General features: G+C 59.6%; 19 protein-coding genes and 1 riboswitch. Of the genes, 12 read left to right on the top strand and 7 right to left on the bottom strand.

Going from position 1 to position 19,318, the window contains the following annotated elements:
• Window positions 1-142: 142 nt before the first annotated feature.
• Window positions 143-1,099 (bottom strand): transketolase family protein, encoded by a 957-nt coding sequence (locus FBZ97_RS17390; protein ID WP_113353196.1) that lies wholly within the window; start codon window positions 1,097-1,099, stop codon window positions 143-145.
• Window positions 1,099-1,908, bottom strand: coding sequence for a transketolase (locus tag FBZ97_RS17385; RefSeq protein ID WP_113331069.1), 810 nt, complete (start codon window positions 1,906-1,908; stop codon window positions 1,099-1,101). The genes FBZ97_RS17390 and FBZ97_RS17385 overlap by 1 nt, the downstream gene beginning before the upstream one ends.
• Window positions 1,909-2,131: 223 nt before the next feature.
• Between FBZ97_RS17385 and FBZ97_RS17380 the strand changes: the two genes are divergently transcribed.
• The 7 genes from FBZ97_RS17380 to ribB all read left to right on the top strand — a co-directional run bounded on the left by FBZ97_RS17380 (window position 2,132) and on the right by ribB (window position 9,061).
• Window positions 2,132-3,112, top strand: coding sequence for an ABC transporter permease (locus FBZ97_RS17380; protein WP_113331068.1), 981 nt, complete (start codon window positions 2,132-2,134; stop codon window positions 3,110-3,112).
• A 116-nt stretch (window positions 3,113-3,228) separates the two neighbouring features.
• The gene (locus tag FBZ97_RS17375) at window positions 3,229-4,158 is read left to right on the top strand and encodes a sugar ABC transporter substrate-binding protein (RefSeq protein ID WP_145321510.1); all 930 of its coding nucleotides are present in this window, start codon (window positions 3,229-3,231) and stop codon (window positions 4,156-4,158) included.
• Between the two features lie 28 nt (window positions 4,159-4,186).
• Entirely contained in the window at window positions 4,187-5,665 is a 1,479-nt protein-coding gene (locus FBZ97_RS17370) for a sugar ABC transporter ATP-binding protein (protein ID WP_145321512.1), read from the top strand.
• A gap of 20 nt (window positions 5,666-5,685) precedes the next feature.
• Window positions 5,686-6,474, top strand: a complete 789-nt coding sequence (locus FBZ97_RS17365; RefSeq protein ID WP_145321514.1) for an SDR family oxidoreductase — start codon at window positions 5,686-5,688, stop codon at window positions 6,472-6,474.
• Window positions 6,475-6,478: 4 nt separating this feature from the next.
• Window positions 6,479-7,216, top strand: a complete 738-nt coding sequence (gene tpiA / locus FBZ97_RS17360) for a triose-phosphate isomerase (protein WP_145321516.1) — start codon at window positions 6,479-6,481, stop codon at window positions 7,214-7,216.
• A gap of 76 nt (window positions 7,217-7,292) precedes the next feature.
• Window positions 7,293-8,075 carry a glucose 1-dehydrogenase gene (locus tag FBZ97_RS17355; protein ID WP_113331064.1) on the top strand — a complete coding sequence of 261 codons (783 nt, stop codon included), beginning with the start codon at window positions 7,293-7,295 and terminating at the stop codon, window positions 8,073-8,075.
• Window positions 8,076-8,175: 100 nt separating this feature from the next.
• Window positions 8,176-8,322: riboswitch (FMN riboswitch) on the top strand.
• A 112-nt stretch (window positions 8,323-8,434) separates the two neighbouring features.
• Entirely contained in the window at window positions 8,435-9,061 is a 627-nt protein-coding gene (gene ribB / locus FBZ97_RS17350) for a 3,4-dihydroxy-2-butanone-4-phosphate synthase (protein ID WP_113353554.1), read from the top strand.
• A 57-nt stretch (window positions 9,062-9,118) separates the two neighbouring features.
• Here ribB and FBZ97_RS17345 read toward each other — a convergent pair whose 3' ends face one another.
• The 5 genes from FBZ97_RS17345 to FBZ97_RS17325 form a co-directional block, all read right to left on the bottom strand.
• Window positions 9,119-10,039, bottom strand: coding sequence for a homocysteine S-methyltransferase family protein (locus FBZ97_RS17345; RefSeq protein ID WP_145321518.1), 921 nt, complete (start codon window positions 10,037-10,039; stop codon window positions 9,119-9,121).
• Between the two features lie 62 nt (window positions 10,040-10,101).
• Window positions 10,102-10,791: an ABC transporter permease gene (locus tag FBZ97_RS17340; protein ID WP_145321519.1), complete on the bottom strand. Its 690-nt coding sequence runs from the start codon at window positions 10,789-10,791 to the stop codon at window positions 10,102-10,104.
• Window positions 10,792-10,802: 11 nt separating this feature from the next.
• The gene (locus FBZ97_RS17335) at window positions 10,803-11,528 is read right to left on the bottom strand and encodes an ABC transporter permease subunit (RefSeq protein ID WP_145321520.1); all 726 of its coding nucleotides are present in this window, start codon (window positions 11,526-11,528) and stop codon (window positions 10,803-10,805) included.
• Window positions 11,529-11,540: 12 nt separating this feature from the next.
• A complete protein-coding gene (locus tag FBZ97_RS17330; RefSeq protein WP_145321521.1) occupies window positions 11,541-12,314 on the bottom strand; it encodes a transporter substrate-binding domain-containing protein in 774 nt (257 codons plus the stop codon).
• A gap of 44 nt (window positions 12,315-12,358) precedes the next feature.
• Entirely contained in the window at window positions 12,359-13,138 is a 780-nt protein-coding gene (locus FBZ97_RS17325) for an ATP-binding cassette domain-containing protein (RefSeq protein ID WP_145321522.1), read from the bottom strand.
• Window positions 13,139-13,309: 171 nt separating this feature from the next.
• Here FBZ97_RS17325 and FBZ97_RS17320 point away from each other — a divergent pair, with 171 nt between their 5' ends.
• From FBZ97_RS17320 to FBZ97_RS17300, 5 genes are all read left to right on the top strand, one after another.
• Entirely contained in the window at window positions 13,310-13,795 is a 486-nt protein-coding gene (locus FBZ97_RS17320) for an Lrp/AsnC family transcriptional regulator (protein WP_145321524.1), read from the top strand.
• A gap of 431 nt (window positions 13,796-14,226) precedes the next feature.
• On the top strand, window positions 14,227-15,567 hold the full coding sequence (locus FBZ97_RS17315) for an MFS transporter (RefSeq protein ID WP_145321526.1): 1,341 nt from the start codon (window positions 14,227-14,229) through the stop codon (window positions 15,565-15,567).
• 83 nt (window positions 15,568-15,650) lie between these two features.
• Window positions 15,651-17,537 (top strand): sugar phosphate isomerase/epimerase and 4-hydroxyphenylpyruvate domain-containing protein, encoded by a 1,887-nt coding sequence (locus tag FBZ97_RS17310; RefSeq protein WP_145321528.1) that lies wholly within the window; start codon window positions 15,651-15,653, stop codon window positions 17,535-17,537.
• 83 nt (window positions 17,538-17,620) lie between these two features.
• The gene (locus tag FBZ97_RS17305) at window positions 17,621-18,292 is read left to right on the top strand and encodes a TetR/AcrR family transcriptional regulator (protein WP_113331056.1); all 672 of its coding nucleotides are present in this window, start codon (window positions 17,621-17,623) and stop codon (window positions 18,290-18,292) included.
• A gap of 139 nt (window positions 18,293-18,431) precedes the next feature.
• Entirely contained in the window at window positions 18,432-19,301 is an 870-nt protein-coding gene (locus tag FBZ97_RS17300; RefSeq protein ID WP_113353184.1) for a shikimate dehydrogenase, read from the top strand.
• Window positions 19,302-19,318: the final 17 nt, after the last annotated feature.

The following is a 19,318-nucleotide window of genomic DNA, read 5'->3' as shown; positions in this document are numbered from 1 at the left end:
TGAGCGGTTCTCGAACGACATCATGCTCTATTTCTTTGATTTCAAAGCGGATTCAGACTTTGGCTCTATTCCAGCTAAAATCATCCGCCTCCAATTACTGGAACCGACGGCAATCCGCCTCGGTTCCAATGCGTCTGTTTGTCTACTTGCGCTTGATAAGCGCTTGCGCGGCGTCGGCAATAGCTGGTGGGGCCATGCCGAATTCATCGAGCAGGAATTCGGCAGAACCGGTCGGCGCGTAGATGCCGGGAACGCCGAGGCGCGTCATCGGCACGGGGGCGTTGTCGACGACAACCTCGGCCACGGCCGATCCCAACCCGCCAAAGATCGAATGTTCTTCCGCCGTCACGATCGCGCCGGTTTCCTTGGCGGCGGCAATGATGGCATCCTCGTCGATCGGACGAACCGTGGCGAGATTGATCACCCTGGCCTCTATGCCGCGTCGCGCTAGGATATCGGCGGCCTTCACCATGCGATGGGTCAACGTTCCGTTCGCAATGAGCGTAACATCGGAACCTTCACGCAAGAGATTGGCCTTTCCAAGCTCGAACTTGTAGTCCTCCGGCAGCAGGTCGGGCACGCCGACCCGAGACAGGCGCAGGAAGCAAGGGCCATTGTAATTTGCCGCCCATTCCACAGCCGCCGCCGTCTCTATGCGGTCGCAAGGCGCGATCACGGGGAGGTTGGGCAGAACTCGGGTCCAGGCGAAATCCTCTATCGAGTGATGGGTCGGGCCGAGCTCCCCATAGGCCATGCCGGAGGAAATGCCGACGAGCTTGACGTTAGCGTTCGAGTAGGAGATGTCGGCCTTGATCTGCTCAAGCGATCGACCTGTGAGGAACGGTGACGCGCCGCAGACATAGGGGAGGCGTCCGCCATTGGCGAGGCCCGCGCCCACGCCGACCATGTTCTGCTCGGCGATGCCCACATTGACCAGCCGATCGGGGAATTTGGACTTGAAGCCGCCGAGCTTCGAAGAGCCGACCGAATCGTTGCAGACTGCGACGATCGTTTCGTTCTCGGCGGCAAGGCGTTCGAGCGTCGCTGCGAAAGCGTCTCGGCAATCATGGAGCTTGGGTGCGTTCACGGGCGCGTTCATTAAAGTGCCTCCGACAATTCTGCCAATGCGACTTCGTACTGTTCCTTGTTCGGAACCTTGTGGTGCCAGTCGACACGGTCCTGCATGAAAGAGATTCCGTGCCCCTTGTTGGTGTGGGCCACGATGCAGTGGGGGCGCTCGCTTCGGCGCTCGAGCGCCGGGACGACCTCGTGCATGTTGTTGCCGTCGATTTCGCTGACGTCCCAGCCAAAGGCTTCGAGCTTCGGGCGAAGAGGTGCTATGTCGTTCGTATCCGAAAGCGCGGCACCCTGCTGGAAACGGTTGTGGTCGACGATCAGGGTGAGGTTATCAAGCCGGAACTGCGCCGCGGCCATGATCGCCTCCCAGTTGGAGCCTTCCTGCATCTCGCCATCGCCGGTGATCACGTAGGTATGGTAGCCGGCCCCAGATAATTTCGCCGCCTTGGCCATGCCAACCGCGACCGGCAGGCCGTGTCCGAGAGGACCAGTATTGGTTTCGACGCCCGGCACCTTGTTGCAATTGGGGTGTCCATTGAGCCGCGAATGCGGCTTCAGGAACGTCGAAATCTCGTCTTCCGGGATGAAGCCGCGTTTCGCCAGAGTGACGTAGAGCGCGCACGCCGTATGTCCCTTCGACAGCACAAACCTGTCCCGATCGGGATGTTTCGGCTGATCCGGCCAGACGCGCAGCACGCGGAAATACAACGCGGTCAGAAGGTCGATCACGGACATCTCGCCGCCAATATGTCCGGCCCCTGCCTCGTAGACTGCCTGGAGGTCTCGCAGACGTATCTGGCGAGCAACACGTTCAAGTTCGGAAGGCTCCATTATTCCCTCGTGTGAATAAATATTCATCAGTTTATATTTTTGCACAGGAGGGCCGTTAGTCAAGCCCCCATATGTCCATTGTCAGTAAAACAGGCAGATAAGACCCGGTTGACAGCGCCAAAGTGAGTTGGTAATGAATTTTCCAGCATATGTGAATAAATATTCTAGCTTGAAGTTCTAGCCGCCAGACATGGCCGCTAGCCTCAGGTCCCTGGGAGGAATGATGGTGGCGATCGACGTTAATGAACAGAGCCGTCCGTCCGTGGCATGGCTGAGAAAGCTCACCGGTGCTACCGGACCGCTTGTCGGATTGCTCGCTCTTTGCGTTTTCTTGAGCCTCAGCACCGATGCGTTTCTTTCGCTCCGCAACGGCCTCAACATTCTCGATCAGATCACCGTGCTCGGAATCATGGCCGTCGGCATGACTTTCGTCATCCTGATCGGCGGCATCGACCTTTCCGTCGGTTCGGTTCTTGCGCTGTCCATGATGGTCATGGGCTGGACGGCAAATATCGCCGGCCTGCCGCTTGCCGCCGGCATCGTGGTTGCACTTGCCGCCTCCGCGGTGAGCGGACTGATCGTCGGGCTTCTCGTCACTCTTTTCAGGGTTCCGGCCTTTATCGCAACTTTGGCTATGATGTCGGCCGCGCGGGGCGTCGCGAACATGATCACGGATGGCCAGCAGATCGTCGGATTTCCCGACTGGTTCATGATGCTCGCGATCGATCGCCATTTCGGCGTGCTGACGGCAACGGTCTTCCTGATGCTGGCGGTCGTCGCCGTGGCCTGGGTGTTCCTTCACTTCCGCTCCGAGGGGCGCATGCTCTATGCCGTGGGCGGCAATCCGGAGGTGGCTCGTCTCGCCGGCATCAATGTTCAGCTCGTGACGATTGCTGTCTATGTCGCAAGCGCGGTACTTGCCGGTCTTGCCGGTATCGTACTGGCGGCTCGTCTCGATTCCGTTCAGCCATCCAGCGGCTTTGGATACGAACTCGACACGATTGCGGCCGTCGTCATTGGTGGCACTTCGCTCTCCGGTGGGGCCGGCGGTATCGGCGGCACGCTGATCGGCGTCCTGATCATCGGTGTCCTGCGCAACGGTCTCAATCTTCTCAACGTCTCGCCATTCCTGCAGCAGGTCATCATTGGCATCGTCATCGTGCTCGCGGTCGGTGCGGAAACGATCCGCAGGCGGCGGGCCTGACATTCTGGCCCGCGTCCGGCGGATCCCAGCGATTTCCTCTCCGAAAGGTTTGGAGCGGATCATTTGCCCGAGGGGGAGGATATGCCCAAGGGTTCACTAAAAAAGGAGGAAATGAAATGAAACTTGCGCGCATACTTCTGGCCTCGGCCGCCGTGCTGGCCATGTCGTTGGGCTCTGTTCAGGCAAAAGACACCAAGAAGATCGGTCTGGCGGTCGCGAACCTGCAGGCAAACTTCTTCAACCAGATCAAGCAGTCCGTCGAGGATGAGGCCAAGAAGCGTGGCATTCAGGTCGTCACCGTGGATGCCAAGGGCGATGGTCCGACGCAGATCAACCAGATTCAGGATCTGCTCACCCAGAATATCGACGCCTTGATCTATATTCCGGCCGGTGCCGCTGCCGCGAGTGTTCCGGTAAAGCTCGCCAAGAATGCCGGTATTCCTGTCGTCAACGTCGACCGCAATGCCGACGGCGCGCCGGGCGACACTTTCCTTGCAACGGATTCTGTCGCGTCGGCCAAGGCCGTTTGCGACTACATCCTCAGGCAGGCCGGCGGCAAGGGCAAGATGGTGATCATCCACGGCCAGAAGGGCACGACGCCTGAAGTCGACCGCAGCAAGGGTTGCGCCGAATCGCTGAAGGCAAACCCCGGCGTGAAGGTGGTTGCCGAGCAATATTCCAACATGTGGGCCCAGGACGAGGGCTTCCAGATCATGCAGAACATGCTTCAGGCAAATCCCGACGTATCGATCGTGTTTGCTCAGGCCGACGCGCTTGCCCTCGGCGCCGCGCAGGCGATCAAGGTTGCAAACCCGTCCCAGAAGATCGTTGTCGGCGGCTTCGACGGCGATACGGCGGCTCTGGAAGCGCTCAGCAAGGGTGTCTTCGATGTGACCGCGACGCAGCAGACGCAGAAGATGGGCCGCGACGCGGTCGCGAATGCCGTCAAGCTCGTCGCCGGCGAGAACGTGCCCGCGGTGCAGCTCATGGACGCCACGCTGACGACCAAGGAAAACGTGGCCGGCTTCATCGCCAACCACCCGTAATCGTCCTGAAATCTTGAGGAGGTGTGCCGTGACTGAGCCCGTTCTTTCCCTGAGGGGCATATCCAAGCGCTACGGACCGCTTCAGGTGCTGAAGAATGTCAGCCTTGATGTCTATCCGGGTGAAGTGGTCGCGCTTCTCGGTGAAAACGGCGCCGGCAAATCGACCTTGTCGGGCATCATCGCCGGATCACGCACGCCTTCCGAGGGAACGATGACATGGCTGGGGCAGCCCTATGCCCCCGCCACTCCGCGCGAGGCGATCGACAAGGGCGTCGTCCTGATCCATCAGGAATTGCAGCTCCTGCCGCATCTTTCGATCGCCGAAAATGTCTTCATCGGGCGATGGCCGATGAAGAACGGGGCTGTCGATCGCCCTGAGATGGTCCGGCGCGCCCAGGAACAGCTCGCACGCCTGAACCTACATATTCCAGCGACACGCAAGGTCGCGGGCCTGTCGACTGCCAATCAGCAGCTCATCGAGATCGCCAAGGCGCTGGCGCTCAATGCCAAGCTGCTGATTCTCGATGAGCCGACCGCAGCGCTTGGTGGCGCGGAGACGGAAGCGCTTTTCGAGCAGGTGAGAAAGCTTCGGTCTGAAGGTGTCGGCATCATCTACATCTCCCACCGCATGGAGGAGATCAAGCAGATCACCGATCGCATCGTCGTCCTGCGCGATGGCGAGCGGGTTCAGGAGTTCGCCGACAGCGCCACACCTGTTCGTACCATCGTCGAAAGCATGGTCGGCCGTTCGCTGGACCGGATGTTCCCGGCTCTTCCCGAACCGACGGATCGCCCTGTTTTGCAGGTCAGCGGATTGAGTTCGCCTGACCGGTCCTTCGAGGACGTGACGTTCGAAGTTCGCGCCGGGGAGATCCTCGGCATTGCCGGGCTGGTTGGTGCCGGCCGCACCGAACTCGTCCGTGCCGTTTCTGGCGCTGATCCGATCATCGCCGGCTCGATCAAGCTGGAGGGTGAGGAGCTCAAGCTTCGCAATCCGGCCGATGCGATCGCCAAGGGCATCGTGATGGTGCCCGAGGATCGCAAGGAGCAGGGTCTCGTCGTCGGGCATCGCATCAGTGAAAACATCATCTATGCCAACCTCGACAAGCTCGGTGGACGCTGGATCACATCACGTGTCAAACGTGCTTTCGCCGAAAAGGCTGTGGCGAAATTCGGCGTCAAAGGCCGGGCCGAGCAATATGCCTCGGACCTGTCGGGCGGCAACCAGCAAAAGGTCGTCATCGCAAAGTGGCTGATGCGTGACCCCAAGGTCGTCGTCCTCGATGAGCCGACCCGTGGCATCGATGTCGGCGCGCGAGCCAGCATTTACGACATCATCGTCAACCTCGCAAAGCAGGGGGTGGCCGTCATCGTCGTCAGCTCCGATCTCGAGGAGGTTCTTGGTGTCTCCAACCGGATTCTCGTGCTTGCACAGGGCAAGCAGGCAGGCATTCTCAATCGTGACGAGGCCAATGACGTCTCTGTCATGGAACTTGCGACAATCTAGACAAACAGAAAGGAAGAGCGGTGTCCGACATCACTCTGAACGCCCCGAAGCTTTTCGATCTTGAGGGACAGGTCGCGCTTGTGACCGGCGCCGGAAGCGGGATTGGGCAGCGTATCGCCATCGGTCTTGCGCAGTGCGGCGCCAACGTCGCGCTTCTGGACCGTCGATCCGACGATGGTCTAGCGAACACGGCTTCGCATATCGAAGCTGCCGGTCGCCGTTCCATCCAGATTGCAGCCGATGTGACCAGCAAGTCCTCTCTCGGGGAGGCGGTTGCGCGTACCGAGGCGGAACTTGGGGCCTTGACGCTTGCAGTCAATGCCGCCGGTATCGCCAACGCCAATCCCGCGGAAGAGATGGAAGAAGAACAGTACCAGACGCTGATGGACATCAACCTAAAGGGCGTTTTTCTGTCCTGCCAGACGGAAGCACGCGCGATGCTGAAGAACGGGCGCGGATCGATCGTCAATATCGCCTCTATGTCCGGGGTTATCGTCAATCGCGGCCTGAGCCAGGCTCATTACAACGCCTCCAAAGCCGGTGTGATCCACATGTCGAAGTCGCTCGCGATGGAGTGGGTCGGTCGCGGCGTCCGCGTCAACACCATCTCGCCGGGATACACGGCGACGCCGATGAACACGCGTCCGGAAATGGTTCATCAGACAAAACTTTTCGAAGAGCAGACGCCGATGCAGCGCATGGCAACGGTCGATGAGATGGTCGGCCCCGCCGTCTTCCTGCTGTCGAATGCCGCAAGCTTCGTGACGGGCGTCGATCTGCTCGTCGATGGCGGGTTTTGCTGCTGGTGATGCGATGAGGAAACTGATTGCCGGCAACTGGAAAATGAACGGTCTCGCGTCCTCCCTGGCCGAGATCGAGGCGCTGAAGGGAATAACGGACCACGCGGCGTGTGACATCGTCGTCTGCCCGCCCTTAACGCTGGTCGACAAAGCGGTCGAACGGGTGCGAGGATCAGGGATTGCCATTGGGGCACAGGATTGTCACGCGCGGACCTCAGGCGCCTATACCGGAGATGTTTCCGCCGAGATGCTCGCCGAAATCGGCGCTCGTTTCGTCATTCTGGGACATTCCGAGCGGCGCTCGGCCTATAGGGAGACGGACGGCGCAGTTGCGGCCAAGGCTGTCGCGGTCCATGAGACCAGGCTGACGAGCATCATTTGCGTCGGGGAGACACGTGCGGAACGGGACGAGGGCAGGGCGATCGAAGTGGTTCGTGCCCAGCTAGAAGCATCAATTCCCAACACCGCAACCAGTTCGAACACGGTGATCGCCTATGAACCAGTGTGGGCGATCGGAACAGGGCTAGTTCCGACCCTGGAGCAGATCGAGGAGATGCATTCGTCCATCCGCCAGGCGCTTGAAAAGCGGCTGGGAGAAGAGGGGAGGGATGTCAGGATCCTCTATGGCGGTTCGGTCAAAGCATCGAACGCAAGGGCAATCTTCGGCGTTCGCAACGTCGATGGTGCCCTGGTCGGGGGCGCATCCCTGAAGGCATCGGAGTTTGCCGGGATTATCTCGGCCGCCGTTTGAAGTCGCCAGCAACAGGCGGGCGCTCGGCCCCTTGAGCCGGCGCCTGGCGTGGCTGTCACCGCGAAAGGAATAGGAAATGCAGCGTTTCGAAAACAAGACCGTGGTCATCACCGGCGCGAGCCGCGGCATCGGGGCCGCGATCGCCAGACGGTTCGCGCGTGAGGGCGCCAATCTCGTAGTCTCGGCCAATGAGGATTCCGTCCATGCGGTCGCCGATGCGATCAAGGCTGACGGCGGGAAGGCGATTTCCTTCGTCGGTGACGTGACCGACAAGGCCAGTGTGAAGGGGCTCTACGAGGCGGCCGAGGTGGCCTTCGGTGCCGTCGATGTTTCCATCCAGAATGCCGGTGTCATCACCATCGCCCGCGTCGAGGACATGACCGAGGGCGAATGGGACAAGGTCATGGCGGTCAATACCAAAGGTGTCTTCCTCTGCGCCCAGGAGGCGATTGCCCGCATGCGCAAACATGGCCGCGGCGGCCGCATCATCAATACCGCTTCCGGCCAGGCGCGGGACGGCTTCATATACACGCCGCATTATGCGGCATCGAAGATGGGCGTCGTCGGCATTACCCAGAGCCTTGCCAAGGAAGTCGCGACCGAGGGCATCACAGTGAACGCTTTTTGCCCAGGCATCATCGAAACCGACATGTGGGCCTATAACGACCAGGCTTGGGGGAAGCTTTTGGGCAATTACGGCCCCGGCGAACTCATGAAGGAATGGGTCCAGGGCATTCCGATGAAACGGGCCGGATCGGGCGAAGATGTCGCCGGTCTCGTCACTTTCCTGGCCAGCGACGATGCGGCCTATATCACGGGCCAGACGATCAATGTCGATGGCGGCTTGATCATGTCGTAGTTCGACAATGAGGAACGGTGCGTTCGTTGGGCGGATCGGATTCTCGACGTTTTGGCGATCAAAGCCTCTTGCGGAATGAGGCATTGATCCCTTATCTTTCAATTGTTCTCAGGGCGGGGCGTAATTCCCCACCGGCGGTATGGGGAGTTTCCTCGAGCCCGCGAGCGCCTTCCGAACTTTCGGAAGGGTCAGCAGATCCGGTGAGATGCCGGAGCCGACGGTATAGTCCGGATGGAAGAGAGCAACGCAGGAGACGCCGCGTCGTGGCGGCGTTCACATGCTTGTTCGCCCAAGGGAAAATGGTGGCTTTGACCGGCCATGCACGCCGTTTCGAACGGCAACCCTTGAAAGGCAGGAAAATGGCAATTTCGAAAATTGAAGATGCGATCGCTGCGATTGCGCGGGGCGAGATCATCGTGGTTGTCGATGATCGTGACCGCGAAAACGAAGGCGATCTGGTGATCGCCGCGGAAGCGGTCACACCGCAGGCGATCGCGTTCATGATGAACCATGCCCGTGGTCTCATCTGCGTTCCGATGGAGGGCGAGAGGCTCGACGAGCTCGATATTCCGTTGATGGTGCCGCGCAACACGGAAGTCCTCAAGACCGCCTTCACCGTTTCCGTCGACTACATTCCGGAAACCACGACCGGAATATCCGCCGCCGACAGGGCGGCAACCGTTCAAGCCCTCGTCAGGGACGGATCGCGTCCGGAGGAATTTGCCCGGCCCGGTCATATCTTTCCGCTTCGCGCGCATCCAAACGGCGTCCTGTCGCGTCCTGGGCACACGGAAGCAGCCGTGGATCTGGCCCGGCTTGCCGGCCTTTCGCCGGCCGGCGTCATCTGCGAAGTGGCGAACGACGACGGCACGATGGCGCGCCTTCCAGAGCTTGAGGTCTTTGCCGAGCGGCATGGCCTCCATCTCGTGACGATCGAGGATCTGATTGCCTACAGGGCCGCAAGCGCTCCCTTCAAGGCTGCCTGATCGTTCCGATACAGCCTATTTTGATCCTGCCCGGATCGATGCTTGCGCAAGGCTCTCCTATGCTCCTTGAGGATGAAGGAGAGCCTTCCTCAGCCTATGAATATGCCCGGCGCCGATCCCGCAGCAACCACCGACCATCGTCGCGCCGGCATCGACCCATGAACAGGCGAAGCGCGAATAGGCGTCGTCATTCAGATCCTGACGGGTCGCGTGAAGGCCCTCGTTGGCGGCCGACTCGCCTTGTTCTCCCTCGAAAGCATTGGCATAGACGCCGATCCGCAGATTATCGCCGCCCTGCTTGAAAACCTCCGCTGCCGCATCGACGGCCTTGCGCATGACTTCCGGTTTGCTGCAGTTGAACAGGAGCGCGTCCGCGCCAGACGACGCTGCCCACCGAGCCGCATCCTCGACAAGTTCGCCGGAGCGGAGCTTAGGCGAGGCGCCATTCCTTTGCGCGGCGTCATCCGCAAGCGTGAAGGAGATCCAGAACGGTTTGCCGGTTTCAGCGACCGCCGTCCGAACCGCCTCTCCCTCCGCGATCAAGCTGAGGGTTTCCCCGAGCCAGACATCGACGTAAGGGGCGAGGTTTTCGACCAGAACCTTGAGATAGTCCTGAACGCGTAACGGATCGAAATTCTGTGGTTCGTAGGAGCCGAAGATCGGAGGCAGGGAGCCTGCGACCAGGATTTTTCGATTCTTGCAGGCGTTAGCGGCGTCGCGCGCCAGCCGTCCGGAAAGGGTGATGAGATCGGCCCCTTCCTTCCAGAACCGTTCCTCGCCAATGTGGTAGGGCACGAGCGCGTAGCTGTTGGTCGTAACGACATCCGAGCCGGCAGCGATGAATTCGTCATGCACCTGCCGGACAATCTCCGGTGAATCGACCAGTGCCAGCGCCGACCATTCCGGCTGCTTCAGTTCCGCGCCGAGACGCAGCAGTTCGCGGCTCATGCCGCCGTCGAGGATCAAGGGTTTGCTCATGAATGGGATCTCCAGAATGGCTCGGATCTGCGGAGAGGTTTGATCTCTCCGTCATGCCGGGGTTAGCGCCGCACCGGCACCTGCGCTTCCAGGAACCGGAAGCTTCGCGCGATGATGGCTGTAATGACGAGATAGAAGACGGTGACGACGATCAGAGGCTCGTAGACCAGCAGGGTGTCCTGACGAACCTTGGTGGCAACGGCATAGAGGTCCATCACGGTGACGGTGAAGGCGAGAGGTGTCGCCTTCAACTGCATGACGATTTCGCCTCCGATCGTCGGCAATGCGATGCGAATGGCGCGCGGTAGCCAGATGCGCCGCGTCAGCGTCAGGGGGCGCATGCCGAATGCGCGGCCGGCTTCCAGCTCGCCTTTCGGGACGGCCAGCAACGCGCCGCGCAAAACCTCCGCCTCATAGGGCGCGTAATTCAGCGTGAAGCTGACGGCCGCGAAGAAGAAACCTTCACGTAGGATCGGCCAGAACAGGCTTTGGCGGATTCCCGGGATCATCGGCAGAAGAGAGCCGACGCCGTAGTAGAGCAGCCAGAGCTGTATCAGCAGCGGCGTGCCCCGAAAGAAGGTGCAGTAGCCACGCGCAAGGCTTCGCAGGATGGGGCCGCCGCTGACCTGGGAAAAGGCGAGGCCGATCGCGATGACGAAGCCGAAGACGACGGAAATCACAAGCAGCGACAGCGTTTGCACGGCTCCCGTCAACAGAAGCGGCCAATAGGCGGATATCCATGAGAAGGTCATGCCGGCACCCCTCAGGCAAGCTTCGGCTGGCCGCGGCGCACACGCCGCTCCAGCAGGTCGAAGACGGCGTTCGAGACGAGCGTGAGAGCGAGATAAATGAGGGCGGAAGCCAGGAAAAAGATGAAATAGTGCTTGGTGCTAGCGCCAGCGAGCCGCGTGGCGAGAGCCAGTTCCTGGTAGCCGACGACGGCGACGAGAGCGCTGTCCTTGGTGACCGACATCCATAGATTGGCAAGACCGGGAAGGGCATTCGGCAGCAAGGCGGGTAAGATGATGCGACGGAAACGCAGGCGTGCGCCCATGCCGAAGGCCTTTGCCGCCTCGATCTGGCCGACAGGGATCGCCAGGATCGCGCCGCGCAGGACTTCCGTCATATAGGCGCCCTGCACGAAGCCAAGCACGGCGACCGCGACAGCGAAGCCATTCAATTCGAATGCCGGCAGATTGAGCGCGATGAGGAGCCGATTGAGGCCGTCCATCCCTGCGTAATAGAGCCCGACGATCAGGATCAGCTCGGGGACCGCGCGGACGGCGGTCGTATAGAGTTCGAGCAGCAGCCGGAGCGGCCTGATGCCGGAGAGCTTGCCGAGCGCGCCGCCCGTACCGAGCAGAAGGCCGATCAGAAAAGCGCCGGCGGAGATGGCGACCGTGGAGGCGGCCCCGGTCAAGAGTACTCCACCCCAGCCCGGAGGATAGGGGGAGAGCAGGTCCAGAATGCCCTGAGGAGAGGTCGCCATCGTTGCGATCGTTTACTTGGCGCCGTAGATATCGAAGCTGAAATACTTCTTCGTGATCTCGTCGTATTTGCCGCTGGCGCGTACCGCGGCGATCGCTGCGTTGAGCTTAGCCATGAGCTCGGTGTCGTCTTTGCGAAGACCGCCGGAAACGCCGGCTCCGAGGACTTCCTTGTCGTCGGCGACATCGCCCATCTTGGCGCAGCAATCCTTGCCGCTGTCGCTCTTCAGGAAGGCATCAAGCGCAAGGGAATCGCCGAAGACGTAGTCGATGCGGCCTGCCGCGAGGTCCTGAAACGCCTCGTCGAGCGTCTGGTAGGTCTTTTCGTCGGCAACCTTGGCGAAGTACTTCTTGTAATATTCCGACTGGATCGTCGATACCTGGATGCCGATGGTCTTGCCCTTGACATCGTCTGCCGTCGCTCCGGTCTTCTGGTCCTTCGGGCCGATCAGCGTGCTGGGCGTATTATAATATTTGTCGGTAAAATCAATGATCTTCGAGCGTTCGGCGGTATTCGACATCGACGACCAGATCACGTCGAACTTCTTGCTCTGAAGCGCCGGAATGAGACCGTCCCAGGAAAGCTCGACGATCGAGCATTTCTCTTTCATCTGCTCGCAAACGGCGTCCATCATATCGATTTCCCAGCCCTGCCATTTGCCGGAGGCATCCTTGGCGAAGAAGGGCGGGTAGGATTCGTTCATGATGCCGAAGCGAACCTCGGCCTGCGCCGTCATCGAAGAGAGAGCGAGGGCAAGCCCGGCGAACAGAGTGGAAGCCATTCTCATATAAGGGATTCTCCTAATGGTGTTGTCTGCGAATGGGATGTGGATCAGGACGTGAGCATGCCGGTAAATTCCCGGCATCGGCTGCTGATCGGGGCGTCGAAGATCTGCTTTGGCGGCCCTTCCTCCTCGATCCGTCCCTGATGCAGGAAGAGAACGTGGTTCGAGACATCGCGGGCAAAGCGCATTTCGTGGGTGACCAGCAGCATGGTTCGGCCCTCTTCCGCGAGATCGCGGATGACCTTGAGGACCTCGCCGACCAGCTCGGGATCGAGCGCCGATGTCGGTTCGTCGAAGAGCATCACGGCCGGGTCGATGCAAAGCGCGCGAGCGATCGCCGCTCTTTGCTGCTGTCCGCCGGAGAGAAAGGCCGGATAGGCGTCGCGCTTGTCGTAAAGCCCGACTTTATTGAGAAGAACCTCTGCCTTGTCGATTGCCTCGCGACGGGGGACGCCGAGGACATGCACCGGAGCCTCGATGATGTTTTCGAGAACGGTCATGTGCGCCCAGAGATTGAAGCTCTGAAATACCATTCCCAATCCGCTGCGCATCCGTTCGATCTGCCGCCAGCTTTTCGGCTGCATCTGTCCATGGCGTCCCGGCCTCAGCGCGACTTCCTCGCCGTTGACGAGGATGCGGCCGCGATCGGGCATTTCAAGCAGGTTTATGCAGCGCAGGAACGTGCTTTTCCCGGAACCGGACGAGCCGATGATGGAAATCACGTCCCCTTGATGGGCGGTCGTTGAAACGCCCTTGAGGACCTGATGTGACCCAAAGCTCTTGTGGAGATCTTCCACGCGAAGAGCCTGGGAGGGCAGCTCTGTCATATAGAATTCCGATGAAAAACAATTTGCGGAGAATATCGCGAAGGAGAGCGGAATTTGCGCGCAATTTCCGATTATTTTGCATATAAAAAGCAAAAATGTATTTCTTGTGCATCTTTTATGGTGGAACAGAGATGTCGTCGCCTAAGTTCATCGACGCCGAAAGGAGCGGGAATGGAAAATCTGGATCGCTTTGATCGCGATATTCTCGATATCGTCCAGCGCAATTGCCAGCTCACTGCCGAAGCGATCGCGGAGGAGGTCGGCCTTTCGACTTCGGCTGTGCAACGGCGCCTGAAACGGTTGCGCGAGGACGGTATCATCAAGGCGGAAATCGCGGTCGTCGACCGCAAGGCGACCGGAACTCCAATGGTGTTCATTGTCGGCATGGAAATCGAGCGGGACAATTACGATGCGCTCGCCAAGTTCCGCCTTTGGGCGGAAAAGCAGGATCATCTCCAGCAGGTCTATTACGTCACGGGCGCGGTCGATCTCATTGCGATCGTCACCGCCAGGGATGTCGAGCACTATGACGACATCGCCGCCGTGATCATGGCGGAAAATCCGCAGATCCGGCGCATGCACACGAATGTGGTGCTGCGTGACGTCAAGCTTGGTTTGTTCGTGCCGCTGGCAGATGGCAACGAGGCCGGCCGGTAAGCCGTGGGTCGCGGGATGATCGAGGGCGTGCCGCCGATCATTGACATGCACTAGGCGAGAGGGAACTGTCCTTGGTCCGGCTGATATTGCCTGATCTTCAAGATTTTCAACGAATAATGATGGGGCCTCTGCAGGCGCGCTCAACCCGACCGCAAGGCGTTCGCCGCCTTCAGGCTGTGACGTAACAAGCTGCTTCAATGCATTGTTTCTATTGCTCCCGCCGAGGCGCCGCGGGGTGACAGGTTGCTGGCGCTTTACAAAACGAACTAGTTCGTACATTATTGTTGATGAGGAGTGATGGTGCCGCATCGTGCAGCATCGAAGATTGTCAGGATGATCTCGGATGTCCTTGCAAACGGGTGCAGGCGGAGGCCATATGCGCACGGTTGCGATATGTCCTCGACATTCGAATGCTCTGGGGAGGAACGACCATGAAAAGACAAATCGAACATAAAACACCCAAGCGCGCGGCTCTTGCGAGCTGGTTGGGAAGCGCCGTCGAATATTACGATTTCTTCGTCTACGGTACGGCAGCAGCGCTCATTTTCCCGAAGATATTCTTTTCGGCGGAAGACCCGCAAACGGCCGCCATCGCCTCATTCGCGACCTTTGGCGTCGCCTATATCATGCGGCCGCTGGGGGCGGTCGTCCTGGGTCACGTCGGCGACAAGTTCGGCCGCAAGAAGGTGCTGACCTTCACCCTGCTTCTCATGGGTTTTTCGACTTTCATCATCGGCTGCCTGCCCACCTATAATCAGGCCGGCATCCTGGCGCCCATTCTTCTGGTTCTGGCGCGCGTGCTGCAAGGCATTTCGGCCGCCGGCGAACAGGCCGGCGCCAGCTCCATGACGCTTGAGCACGCGCCAGAAAATAGACGGGCCTTCTTTACCAGCTTCACGCTGAGCGGAACACAGGCCGGACTGATCCTTGCAACATTGGTCTTCATTCCGCTTGGAAAGCTCGATGAAGCCGCGTTGATGTCATGGGGTTGGCGTATCCCGTTCTTCCTGAGCTTCGTGGTGGTCATCGTCGGATTCTGGGTTCGCCGCACGCTTGCCGAAACCCCGGCCTTTCTGGAGGAAACCCAGAAGGGCGAGATCGTAAAGCTGCCGCTCGTCTCGCTGCTCACCAATTATTGGGCGGATGTCCTGCGCATCATCTTCGCGGCGCTGATTTCCGTCGTCAGCACGATCTTCAGCGTCTTCACGCTGTCCTATGCGGTCAATACCATGCATATCGATCGTTCGACGATGCTGACCGTTCTGGTGCTTGCCAATATCGCGGCGCTGGGCGCGATTCCCGCATGGGCCATTCTAGCAGACCGCATCGGCCGCAAACCCGTGTTCATCTTTGGAGCCGTCGGCTGCGCGGTGCTGATCTGGCCCTACATCTGGGCCATCAGCCAGAACAACCTCATGCTCGTCTTCGTCCTCGGCATCCTGCTTTCGGGCGTGGTCTATAGTGCATCGAACGGCATCTGGCCGGCCCTCTATGCCGAAATGTTCGATACCCGCGTGCGTCTGTCCGGCATGGCCGTCGGAACCCAGATCGGTTTCGCGCTCGGCGGCTTCGCGCCAACGATCAGCGCGGCGGTCATGGGCACCGGACCGATGGGTTGGGTGCCAGTCGCGGTCTTTACCTCCATCACAGCCTTGATTGCCGCCATTTCCGCGGCAACCGCGACGGAGACCTACCGGACGCCGATCGATCAGCTTGGCAGGGATGAACGACGCTTGGCAGCTGCCGTTCGCCACGCCGATCGGGCTATCTAGCGGCCAGTCCCGATCTGAGCAGCAATGACGTGTCGCGATCGCGGATGAGTTTGTTGAAAATCGTCAAGTAACGGGATGAAACAATGAAAACCTCGATTGCGACCGTTTCGATCAGCGGTGACCTCAAGGAAAAGCTTCAGGCCATCGCCAAGGCAGGTTTCGATGGCGTCGAAATCTTCGAGAACGACTTTCTCGCTTTCGATGAATCACCGCGCCAGGTGGGTCAGATCGTGAGGGATCATGGGCTGGAGATTACACTCTTTCAGCCCTTCCGGGACTTTGAAGGCATGCCTGAACCCTTCCGCAGCCGGACCTTCGATCGCGCAGAACGCAAGTTCGATCTAATGCAGGAGATGGGGACCGATCTCGTTCTTGTTTGTTCGAACGTCTCGTCCGTGGCGCTGGGCGGGATTGATCGTGCCGCCGCCGACTTCTTCGAGCTCGGCGAGAGAGCGGCCAAACGCGGCTTGCGCGTCGGATATGAGGCGCTCGCCTGGGGACGACACATTAACGACCACCGCGATGCCTGGGAAATCGTCCGCCGTGCCGATCATCCAAATATCGGCCTCATTCTCGACAGCTTCCACACGCTTTCTCGCAAGATCGACGTCAATTCGATCCGGTCGATCCCGAAAGAGAAGATCTTCATCATCCAGCTTGCCGACGCGCCGCTGATCGACATGGATCTGCTCTATTGGAGCCGCCATTTCCGCAACATGCCAGGGGAGGGCGATCTTCCCGTACTCGAATTCATGAAGGCCGTCGCCGCGACGGGCTATGACGGCTATCTGTCGCTGGAGATTTTCAACGACCAGTTCCGCGGCGGCTCGCCGACCGCCATCGCCGTCGATGGCCGGCGCTCGCTCACCTATCTTGGCGACCAGGTTCGTCGCGCGGAGAACAGCGGTCTCACCTTGCCCCCGATGCCGCCGCGTGCCGAAGTGGACGGCGTTGCCTTTGTCGAGTTTACCGTCGACGAAGCCGAGGCGTCTGTCCTTTCTGATCGGCTGCGTGCGCTGGGCTTTCGCCATGTCGGGCGCCATAAGAGCAAGCGTGTCGATGTCTTCCGGCAAGGCGACATTAATCTTGTCGTCAATACCGATCCGGACGGGTTTGCGGGCGCTTCTTACGCTTTGCACGGGCAGTCGGCCTATGCGATGGGATTATGGGTGGATGATGCGGAAGCCGCGGTTGCGCGGGCCGTGGCCCTGGGCGCCGAACGCTTCGAACAACCATTGGATCCCGGCGAGATTGAAATGCCTGGTGTCAGGGGCGTTGGCGGCGGCATCCTGTATTTCCTCGATCGCAGGAGCGCGCTTAGCCGCATATGGGAGATCGAATTCGATCCGGTCCATGACGATACCGATTGGCGACCTGTTGGGTTGACGGGCATAGACCATGTCGCGCAAACGATGAAATACGAAGAGCTGCTGACCTGGCTGCTCTTTTATACCGCGATATTGAATGCGCATAAGACGCCGATGGTCGACATTATCGATCCCGCCGGGGTCGTTCGCAGCCAGGTCGTCGAAAACGAGCCGGGCAGCTTGCGCATCACGCTGAACGGTGCGGAAAATCGCAACACGCTCGCCGGGCATTTCATCGCCGAAACTTTTGGCTCCGGCATCCAGCATCTTGCCTTTGCGACCGATGATATCTTTGCCGCCGCGGCCGCTCTGTCGGACAACGGTTTTGCCACCTTGATGATCTCGCCCAACTACTACGACGATCTGGAAGCGAGATTCGGCCTGGAGCCGGCTTTCACGGATCGCCTGAAGGCGCACAACATCCTCTATGACCGCGACGATCACGGCGAATATTTCCAGCTTTACAGCCCCACTTACGGCGAAGGCTTCTTCTTCGAAATCGTTCAGCGCAGCGGCTATCGTGGATATGGCGCGGCGAATGCCATTTTTCGCATTGCGGCGCTGAGGCGGCATCTGCGACCGATTGGTCTGCCGAAACTTTAGGCCCTCCCCATTGGCGTGAAGCCTGTGTTAAAGCTTTGATCTTCAATGTTGGGCAGGGACAGACCCAGGAAGACGGGCAAGGCATGACCAAAGCGCAAGCGGCCAAGATCGAGCGTCTTACGCGAAAGAACGATCCAGACGCGACCAAGGAGAACATTCTCAAGATCGCCACCGAGGAATTCGTCGCAGCCGGGTTTTCCGGTGCGCGCGTCGATGAGATCGCCGAGCGCACCAAGACGTCCAAGCGCATGATCTACTATTATTTCGGCAGCAAGGAAGGGCTCTATCTCGCCGTTCTCGAGCAGGCCTATACGAAGATTCGTACGCTGGAGAGCGAACTCGATCTCGAAAACATGCCGCCCGTTCAGGCCATGGCGCAATTGATCGCAAGCACCTTCGATCATGATGATCAGAATCCCGATTTCGTGCGCCTCGTCAGCATCGAAAACATTCATCGCGCAGAACATATGAAACGTTCGGTCGTCCTGTCGCAGATGAATATCGCCGTCATCGATATCATCACGGAAATCCTTGAACGGGGCTACGCCGATGGCAGCTTCGTGCGCAGGGTAGACCCCGTCGATCTGCATATGATGATCAGCGCCCAGTGCTTCTTTCGCGTTTCCAATCGCCATACCTTTGGGGCGATCTTCGAGCGTGACCTGTCGTCCGAAGCCTTGAAGAAGCGGCACAAGTCGCTAATCGTCGATGCGATCCTTGCATTTCTGAGACATCCTTCCTCCGAAATGGCCTGACGAGGCCCGGGGTGATTTGATGGGCTTTGGCGTTTTCCGGCGGCGCTCCATCACGCCTCTTATTGACTTTACGTACTAGTTCGTACATTTTGCGAGCAAGCCTGCGGCATGGCTTTGTTTTGCTGCTCGGGAGGAAAGATTGAACACTCAAGCCGCCATTGTTCCTCGTCAACTTCATGTCGGATTGATCGGCGCCGGAATCGGCCGATCGTTGACGCCGGCCATGCATATGCGCGAAGGCGAGCATTGCGGCCTATCCTATCGCTACGATCTCATCGACCTCGACGTCCGTGGTCTCTCCGTATCGGACCTGCCGGCTCTCATCGATGAGGCCGAGGCGATGGGGTTTGCCGGCCTCAATATCACCCATCCTTGCAAGCAGGCGGCCGTCGCGCTGGTGGACGAGCTTTCGCCCGATGCCCAGACGCTGCGATCCATCAACACGATCGTTTTTGATGGGCGGCGCAGGATCGGCCACAATACCGATTGGTGGGGATTTGCCGAAAGCTTCCGGCGCGGGCTGGCCGGGGTTTCACTCGACCATGTCGTGCAGCTGGGCGCGGGCGGCGCCGGCGTTGCCGTGGCGCATGCAATGGCTGAAATGGGCGCGCATTCCGTGGAGATATTCGATCTCGACCCTTCGCGTGCGCGGGCCCTCGTCGACCAGCTTCAGCCGGCACATGCCGCTTGCCGTTTCTCGGTCGGTCATAATCTTGCCGCGGCACTGGATGTCGCCGATGGTCTGATTCATGCAACACCGACCGGCATGGCCGCCCATCCTGGGCTGCCGCTCGATGCGCAACTTCTATCCGATCGTCTCTGGGTCGCGGAAATCGTCTATTTCCCGATCGAGACCGCGCTGGTGAAACGCGCCCGACAGACAGGGTGCCGTGTTCTCGACGGCGGCGGCATGGCGGTATTCCAGGCGGTAAAGGCTTTCGAACTCTTCACCGGCATCCGTCCGGCGGCCGAGCGTATGATGCAGCACTTCAATTCGCTGCGCGCCTAAACGCCGACCAATAATCG

The sequence above is a fragment of the Rhizobium sp. ERR 942 genome (genome assembly GCF_007828395.1).
Classification (GTDB): domain Bacteria; phylum Pseudomonadota; class Alphaproteobacteria; order Rhizobiales; family Rhizobiaceae; genus Rhizobium; species Rhizobium dioscoreae.
This window is presented reverse-complemented; position numbering and strand designations above follow the sequence as displayed.